Raw genomic sequence first — 7,896 nt, forward strand, 5'->3', positions numbered from 1 at the left:
CCCACGGCGCCCCTCTCGCCGCGCCCCGCCCCGCCGCGCTCCGCCCTGCCCCACGGCGCCCCTCTCGCCGCGCCCCGCCCCGCGGCGCTCGGCCCCGCCGCGCCCCCTCGCCGTGGCCCGCCCCGCTGGGCGGGGCGAAGCGGGGGTGGGGCCAACACGATTGACTGAGCAAAAGGCGTATAAGCGGATAAAGCACACATAGCGTGACCGCATGGAGCGACCCCGAGGCCACGCCGTCCCCCGCGCCGTGCACCGCGCGGGCCTCCTCGCCGCCGTCTCCGCGCTCCTGCTCGGCGCCGCCCTGCCCGACGGGCGTCCCGCCGCCGCCTCGCCCGGCTACCTCTCCTATCTGCTGGTCGCGGACGACGACGGCCCCTCCGGCACCGCCGAGGCCTCCGCCGCGGCCGCCGACGCCGGAGGCGTCCTCGCGCACCGCTACACCGAGATCGGCGTCATTCTCGCCTACGCCTCCGACCCGGACTTCGCCCGGCGCGCCGCCGCCGAGCCCGGCATCGCCAAGGTCGGCGCCACCCGCACCGTGCGCACCCGCAGCATCCCCGTCATCGCGGCCTCCGCCGACGCCGGGAGGTCGGGCACCTCCGGCGCGTCGGCCGGGGAGGCCGGGGAGGCCGGGGCGACCGGAGCCGTCGGCCCGGTCGGCGGGATCCCGCGGCCGCTGGACGGCGCCGGCACCCCCGGACGCGTCCCCATGCCGGTGCCCGTCCCCGCCGGGCTCGGCGGCATCTCCGACGAGCGGGCCACCCGCGTGCCGCCCGCGCACGTGCTGCCCGCCGACGACGGCGGCTACCCCGACCCGCACGAGCGCGGCGCGTGGTTCCGCACCGCGGTCGGCGCCGACCGCACCTCGGTGGAGGCGCTCGCCGCCGGCACCCCGGCCGCGAGCCGCCCCGTCGTCGCCGTACTGGACAGCGGGGTCGACGACACCCATCCCGACCTGGCCGCCGAGGTCGACCCGGCGCGCTCCGCCTCCTGCGAGACCGGCGCCCCCGACAACTCCTTCGGCGCCTGGCGCCCGCTCTCCAACTACGACGATTCCGGCCACGGCACCCATGTCGCCGGAATCGTCGCCGCCGCGCGGGACGGCGATGGCGTCGCCGGCATCGACCCCGGCGCCCGGATAGCCGCCGTCCGGCTGCTCGGCACCGCCGGCCAGTACTACGCGGAGAACATCGTCTGCGGCTTCGTCTGGGCCGCCGAGCACGGCGCCCGCGTCGTCAACAGCAGCTACTTCGCCGACCCGTGGAAGTACAACTGCCCCGGGCAGCCCGACCAGGCGGCGATCATCGCCGCGGTCGGCCGGGCCGTCGCCTACGCCCAGCGCAGCGGCGCGGTGGTGGTCGCCTCGGCCGGCAACGACGGCGTCGACCTGCGCGCCCCCCACGAGGACGACCGCAGCCCCAACGACCACCCCGCGGGGACGATCCCGCCGGTGCGCCAGGTCGGCCCCGAGTGCATCCGGCTGCCCGGGCAGCTGCCCGGCGTGCTCAAGGCCACGGCCCTGGACCGGGACGGCCGCGCCGCCTCCTACAGCAACGACGACGGCGGCCCGGGCACCGTCGCCGCGCCCGGCGGCGATCCGGACGCCCCGCCCTCGCAGCAGATCGTCTCCAGCTGGCCCGGCGGCGGCTACCGCGCGCTCTCCGGCACCTCGATGTCGGCCGCGGTGGTCAGCGGGGTGTCGGCGGTCATCGCGGAGCAGCACCCGGGGCTGACCGGAAGCCGGCTGCGCGCGGCCGTCCTCGCCGACACCGTCACCGATCCGGCCGGACCGGCCTTCGGGCCGCTGGTGCACATCCCCTGACGGGGCGTCCGGCCGGGGTCGGCCGCGTCCAACCGGGTCGGGCCGGGTTCGGCCCCGTCAGCGGGCGACCTCGGTGGCGCGGGACTCGCGCACCACGGTGATCCGGATCTGCCCCGGGAAGCTCAGCTCGTCCTGCACCCGCTTGGCCACCTCGCGGGCGATCACCTGGGCGCCGAGGTCGTCCACCTCCTCCGGACGCACCATCACCCGCACCTCGCGCCCCGCCTGCATCGCGAACACCTTCTCCACCCCGGGCTCGGCGGAGGCGATCTCCTCCAGCCGCTCCAGCCGGTGGACGTAGGCCTCCAGCGACTCGCGGCGCGCGCCCGGACGGGCCCCCGAGACGGCGTCCGCCGCCTGCGTCAGCACCGCCTCCACGGTGCGCGGCTCCACCTCGCCGTGGTGGGCCTCGATGGCGTGCACCACCTCCGGACCCTCCCCGCAGCGGCGGCGACCTCGGCGCCGACCAGGGCGTGGCTGCCCTCCCGCTCCTGGGTGAGGGCCTTGCCGATGTCGTGCAGCAGGGCGCAGCGCCGCAGCAGCGCCGCGTCGAGGCCGAGCTCGGCGGCCATCAACCCGGCGAGCTGGGCCGATTCGACCAGGTGGGCGAGGACGTTCTGGCCGTAGGAGGTGCGGAAGCGGAGCCGGCCGAGGAGGGCGACCAGCTCCGGGTGGACGTCCATCACATCGGCCGCGACCAGGGCGTCCTCGGCGGCGCGGCGGCAGCGCTGGTCGACCTCGCGGGCGGCGCGGCGGTGCGCCTCCTCGATGCGGTGCGGATGGATGCGGCCGTCGGCGACCAGCGCCTCCAGGGCGATCCGGGCGACCTCGCGGCGCAGCGGGTCGAAGGAGGACAGCAGCACCGCCTCGGGCGTGTCGTCGATGATCAGGTTGACGCCGGTGACGGCCTCGAAGGCGCGGATGTTGCGGCCCTCGCGGCCGATGATGCGCCCCTTCATCAGGTCGGAGGGGAGGGAGAGCACGGAGACGGTGGACTCGGCGGTCTGGTCGGCGGCGATCCGCTGGATCGCGGTGGCGACGACGGCACGGGCGCGGCTCTCGGCCTCCTCGCGGGCCCGGTCCTCCAGCTCGCGGGCGCGCCGCGCGGCCTCCCGCTTGGCGGACTGCTCGATCTCCCGGACGAGCTCGGCGCGGGCCTGCGCGGCGGTGAGGCCGGCGATCCGCTCGAGCGCCTCGCGGCGGGCGTCGGCGAGGCCGTGGAACTCGGTGCGCTGCTGGTCGAGGCGGACGGCCTTGGCGGCGAGGCGGGCGTGGCGGCGCTGCAGTGCGAGGGCGCCGGCGGCGAGCACGGCGAGCGTGACGACCAGCAGCACCACCGAGGCGATGACCAGCGCGAGCTGCATGGCACCACTCCTGGCCGGGAGGCGACGGTGGAGGGGGATTCCGCTGGTGCGAGGCTAAGACTGCATCACGGTTGGGTCAACCGTCTGTAACGCGGCGGGAGCTGGGGTGGTGCGGGGAGGCTCGCCGGCCGGCGGGCCGTGAGCAAGGAGGGCCGACCGGAACCCGGCAGGCCTCCCCGCACCGCACGGCGCGTCTCCGCGTCACGGCGCCTCCTCCTCGAGCGCGCGCCGCACCACCCGGAGCGCCATCCCCTCGGAGTAGCCCCTGCGGGCCAGCATGCCCGCCAGCCGGCGGACCCGCTTGGGGTACTCCAGGCCCGCCGTCGACCGCAGCTTGCGGTCGACCAGCGCGCGGGCCGCGGTCTCCTCGTCGTCGGAGTCGACCGCGGAGACGGCCTCCTCCACCAGGACGCCGTCCACCCCCTTGGCGCGCAGCTCGCGGGCGATCGCCATCCGGGAGAGCCCGCGGTTGCGGTGGCGCGACTCCACCCACGCCCTCGCGAACGCCGCGTCGTCGATGAGGCCGACCTCGGTGAAGCGGTCCAGCACCAGCTCGGCCGCCTCCTCGGGGATGTCGCGCTCCCGCAGCGCGTCCGCCAGCTGCCGCCGGGTGCGCGAGCGTCCCGTCAGCAGGCGCAGGCAGATGTTCCGCGCCCGCTGCTCGGGATCCTCGCGTGTCGCCGGCGGGGCCGACTCCTCGGCCCGGCGCGTCACTTGCTCGTCGGGGCGACGGACTTGACCGGGACGGCCTTCTTGGCCGCGCCCTTCGCCGCACCCTTGGCGGGCTTGGCCGCGTCCTCGGCGGAAGCGGGCGCCGGGACCTCGGCGGCAGCCGGGGCGTCGCCCTCGGCCGGGACCGCGGCCACGACCTCCTCCGGCTTCTTGATGACGCCGAGCTTCTCCTTGATCTTGCGCTCGATCTCCTCGGCCAGCTCCGGGTTGTCCTTCAGGAACCGGCGGGCGTTCTCCTTGCCCTGGCCGAGCTGGTCGCCCTCGTAGGTGTACCAGGCGCCGGACTTGCGGACGAAGCCGTGCTCCACGCCCATGTCGATCAGGCCGCCCTCGCGGCTGATGCCCTCGCCGTAGAGGATGTCGAACTCGGCCTGCTTGAACGGCGCGGCGACCTTGTTCTTGACGACCTTGACGCGGGTGCGGTTGCCGACCGCGTCGGTGCCGTCCTTCATCGTCTCGATGCGGCGGATGTCCAGCCGGACGGAGGCGTAGAACTTCAGCGCGCGGCCGCCGGTCGTCGTCTCCGGGGAGCCGAACATCACGCCGACCTTCTCGCGGAGCTGGTTGATGAAGATCGCGGTGGTGTTGGAGTGCGAGAGCGCACCGGTGATCTTGCGGAGCGCCTGGCTCATCAGACGGGCCTGGAGGCCGACGTGGCTGTCGCCCATCTCGCCCTCGATCTCCGCCTTCGGCACCAGCGCGGCCACCGAGTCGATCACCACGACGTCGATCGCGCCGGAGCGGATCAGCATGTCGGTGATCTCCAGGGCCTGCTCACCGGTGTCCGGCTGGGAGACCAGCAGGGCGTCGGTGTCGACGCCGAGCTTCTCGGCGTACTCCGGGTCGAGGGCGTGCTCGGCGTCGACGAAGGCGACGATGCCGCCCAGCTTCTGCGCGCTGGCGGCGATGTGCAGCGTCAGCGTCGTCTTGCCGCTGGACTCGGGGCCGTAGATCTCGACGACGCGGCCGCGCGGGATGCCGCCGATGCCGAGGGCGACGTCGAGGGCGGTCGAGCCGGTCGGGATCGACTCGACCTGGGGGCGGTTGTCGGCGCCGAGCCGCATGATCGCGCCGGAGCCGAACTGCCTTTCAATCTGGGCGAGCGCGGCGTCCAGCGCCTTCTCGCGGTCGGTACCTGCCATGGGGTCCACCCTTGTGGGTTGAGTCGATCGCTTCACGTCTACGACGCTAACGGCTGCCACTGACAATCCCGCGACATCGGCCCCGGGGCTGTGGACAACGCGTCGCGCGTCACAGGACGCGAAGCCCAGCAGCAGACCAGCATAGGGGAACAGATATTCGAACAGAGGCCGGGACGGCATACTGGCCCCATGCGGCTCACCGAATTCTGGGCGCGGATGCGGGCCCACCTCGATCCCGGCTACGTCGACTCCTTCTGCCGCGACCAGGTGATCGCCGAGCTCGGGGAGCGGACGGTCCATCAGGCGCTCTCCGACGGGCTGCCCGCCAAGGACGTCTGGCGCGCCGTCTGCAACACGCTGGGGCTGCCCCGCAGCGCCCACTGAAACGGACATCGCATACTTTCGGGCACACTCGTCGCATGCCTGCCCAACCGTCCCCGCCTGCTCAACCGCCCCAACCTGCCGACGAACAGGCCCACTCCCGTCCCCGGATGCCCCGCTGGCTGCCCCGGGCCATGATCATGGCGCTGGTGCTGGTCGGTCTCTATCAGCTGTCGGCCTGGGCCTTCGACCAGCTGCTCGGCCTGCTGGTGATACTGCTGGTGTCGTTCTTTTTGGCCACCGCCATCGAGCCGGCCGTCACCTTCCTCGCCCGCCGCGGCCTGCGCCGCGGCGCCGGCACCTGCCTGGTCTTCGTGGTGCTCTTCATCGCGATCGCGCTCTTCGTCACCGCGCTCGGCTCGCTGCTGGTCGACCAGGTCTCCTCGATCGTGCAGAACTTCCCCGCCTACATCGACGACCTGCTCTCCTGGGTGAACCGCACCTTCCATGTGAACATCACCCTGGACCGGGTGCAGCGCGGGCTGCTCGCCGACTCCGGCACGGCGAAGAAGTGGGCCCAGGAGGCGGCCAACAACGCCTGGGGGCTCTCCTCCTCCGTGCTCGGCGGGCTCTTCGACATGCTCACCGTCACCCTCTTCACCTTCTACCTGGCCGCCGAGGGCCCGCGGCTGCGCCGCTGGATCTGCTCGGCGCTGCCGCCCGCCAAGCAGGTCTACGTCCTCACCGCCTGGGACACCGCGCTCGCCAAGACCGCCGGCTACCTCTACTCCCGGGCGATCCTCGCGGCCATCTCCGCGGTCTGCCACTACATCCTGCTGCTGGTGCTGGGCGTGCCCTACGCGCCGTTCCTGGCGATCTGGGTAGGCCTGGTCTCGCAGTTCGTGCCGACCATCGGCACCTATCTGGCGATCGTGCTGCCCGCGCTGATCGGGTTCGCCTACCGCCCGATCGACGCGCTGTGGATCGTGCTCTTCGCCACCGTCTACCAGCAGGTGGAGAACTACCTGCTGCAGCCGCGGATCACCGCCCGCACCGTGGACATCCACCCGGCGGTGGCGTTCGGCTCGGTGATCGCCGGGGCGGCGCTGCTGGGCGCGGTCGGCGCGCTGATCGCCATCCCGGCGGCGGCCACCATCCAGGGCGTGCTCGGCGCGTATGTGAAGCGCTACCCGATGACGGACGCCCAGGAGCTGGGGCTGCGCCTGGCGATGGACCAGCCGGGGAAGCGGCGGCGACGGCGCCGCCGGGACGGGGACGGCTCGGGCGGGGACGGTTCCGGCGGGGACGGTTCCGGCGGGGACGCCGCGGAGGACTGAGCCCGGGTCAGAGGACGGCCCGCAGCAGGACGGTGACGGCCACCGCCGAGACGATCACCACCAGGAACGGCGCCCGCAGCCGCAGCGCCAGCAGCGCCGCCGCGATGCCGGCGGCCCGCGCGTCCACGGTCAGCTGACCGGCGTGCCGGCTCGAGCCGAAGGTCTGCACCGCCGTCAGCCCGGCCAGCAGCGCCACCGGCACCAGCCCGGCGAACCGCTGCACGGCCGCCCGCTCCAGCCAGCCGGACGGCAGCGAGAGGCCGGCGAGCTTCAGCAGGTAGCAGCCGGCGGCGGTGGCGGCGATGGCCCACCAGGCGGCGGTCATCGGCCCGCCTCCTTGCCGCGCGTGGCCAGCAGGACGATCGGCACGGCGAGCAGCGTCGCCAGCACCGGGACGCCGGCGGGCAGCAGGGGCGTGCACCCCAGCGCGAGGACGACGCCGAGCGCCGCCGTCCAGCGCTGCTCGGCGCCCTGCCGCAGCCGTGGCCCGAGCAGCGCCAGGAAGGCGGCGGGGCCGGCGGCGTCCAGGCCGAAGCGGGACGGGTCGCCGAGGGCGCCGGCGCCGAGCGCGCCGGCGACGGTGGTGGCGTTCCACAGCAGGTAGAGGGAGACGCCGGTGGTGGTGAAGCCGGCGCGGGCGGAGCGGCGGTCGGGCTGGGCGAAGGCGACCGCGGAGGTCTCGTCGATCACCCAGTGCGCCATCAGCGGGCGGAGGGCGCGCGGGGGCGAGAGTTGCAGTGAGAGGCGCATCCCGTAGAAGGCGTTGCGGACGCCGAGGAAGAGCGCGCCGGCGACGGCCGCCAGCGGGGCGGCGCCGCCGCCGAGGGCGCCGACCAGGGCGAACTGGGAGGCGCCGGTGAACGCGAGTGCGCTGAGTGCGGCGCACTGCCAGAGCGTGAGGCCGTCGCCCGCGGCGGTGACGCCGAAGGCGAAGCCGGAGAGGCCCACCGCGAGGCCGACGGCGAGGCCGTCGCGGACGGGGTGGGCGGTGGGGGCGGTCGTTATGGTCACGCGTCCCAGGGTTGCCGTGGTGGGCTGCCGCGGGCTTGAACGTTCTTGCGTCGGGTCGAAGGGGTGCGCGCCGTGCGGTGCGGGCTGGCCTGTCGGGCGGCGGGTTGGTGGTGGTCACTCGCGCAGTTCCCCGCGCCCCTCGGCGGTGTGGGCTGGTCTGTCGGGCG

The 7,896-nt window shown here is 74.6% G+C and carries 9 protein-coding genes; 3 read left to right on the plus strand and 6 right to left on the minus strand.

The window, feature by feature from the left end; all coding sequences use genetic code 11:
• Window positions 1-211: 211 nt before the first annotated feature.
• Window positions 212-1,822, plus strand: coding sequence for a S8 family peptidase (locus tag BIV57_RS15675; RefSeq protein ID WP_107409586.1), 1,611 nt, complete (start codon window positions 212-214; stop codon window positions 1,820-1,822).
• 57 nt (window positions 1,823-1,879) lie between these two features.
• Here BIV57_RS15675 and BIV57_RS26105 read toward each other — a convergent pair whose 3' ends face one another.
• The 4 genes from BIV57_RS26105 to recA form a co-directional block, all read right to left on the minus strand.
• The gene (locus BIV57_RS26105) at window positions 1,880-2,248 is read right to left on the minus strand and encodes a hypothetical protein (RefSeq protein ID WP_245797705.1); all 369 of its coding nucleotides are present in this window, start codon (window positions 2,246-2,248) and stop codon (window positions 1,880-1,882) included.
• A complete protein-coding gene (locus BIV57_RS15680) occupies window positions 2,185-3,186 on the minus strand; it encodes an Rnase Y domain-containing protein (protein WP_245797707.1) in 1,002 nt (333 codons plus the stop codon). Before BIV57_RS15680 ends, BIV57_RS26105 begins: the two co-directional genes overlap by 64 nt.
• Window positions 3,187-3,387: 201 nt before the next feature.
• A complete protein-coding gene (locus BIV57_RS15685) occupies window positions 3,388-3,900 on the minus strand; it encodes a regulatory protein RecX (RefSeq protein ID WP_079170365.1) in 513 nt (170 codons plus the stop codon).
• Window positions 3,897-5,060 carry a recombinase RecA gene (gene recA / locus BIV57_RS15690; protein WP_071657436.1) on the minus strand — a complete coding sequence of 388 codons (1,164 nt, stop codon included), beginning with the start codon at window positions 5,058-5,060 and terminating at the stop codon, window positions 3,897-3,899. Before recA ends, BIV57_RS15685 begins: the two co-directional genes overlap by 4 nt.
• A 189-nt stretch (window positions 5,061-5,249) precedes the next feature.
• Here recA and BIV57_RS15695 point away from each other — a divergent pair, with 189 nt between their 5' ends.
• Both BIV57_RS15695 and BIV57_RS15700 read left to right on the plus strand, forming a co-directional pair.
• On the plus strand, window positions 5,250-5,444 hold the full coding sequence (locus BIV57_RS15695; protein WP_071657437.1) for a DUF3046 domain-containing protein: 195 nt from the start codon (window positions 5,250-5,252) through the stop codon (window positions 5,442-5,444).
• A 107-nt stretch (window positions 5,445-5,551) separates the two neighbouring features.
• Entirely contained in the window at window positions 5,552-6,718 is a 1,167-nt protein-coding gene (locus tag BIV57_RS15700; RefSeq protein ID WP_071657438.1) for an AI-2E family transporter, read from the plus strand.
• Window positions 6,719-6,725: 7 nt separating this feature from the next.
• Here the strand turns inward: BIV57_RS15700 and BIV57_RS15705 are convergent, their stop codons facing one another.
• Both BIV57_RS15705 and BIV57_RS15710 read right to left on the minus strand, forming a co-directional pair.
• Window positions 6,726-7,043, minus strand: coding sequence for an AzlD domain-containing protein (locus tag BIV57_RS15705; RefSeq protein WP_071657439.1), 318 nt, complete (start codon window positions 7,041-7,043; stop codon window positions 6,726-6,728).
• The gene (locus tag BIV57_RS15710; RefSeq protein WP_245797709.1) at window positions 7,040-7,729 is read right to left on the minus strand and encodes an AzlC family ABC transporter permease; all 690 of its coding nucleotides are present in this window, start codon (window positions 7,727-7,729) and stop codon (window positions 7,040-7,042) included. The genes BIV57_RS15705 and BIV57_RS15710 overlap by 4 nt, the downstream gene beginning before the upstream one ends.
• Between the last annotated feature and the right edge of the window lie 167 nt (window positions 7,730-7,896).

The sequence above is a fragment of the Mangrovactinospora gilvigrisea genome (assembly GCF_001879105.1).
GTDB lineage: Bacteria > Actinomycetota > Actinomycetes > Streptomycetales > Streptomycetaceae > Mangrovactinospora > Mangrovactinospora gilvigrisea.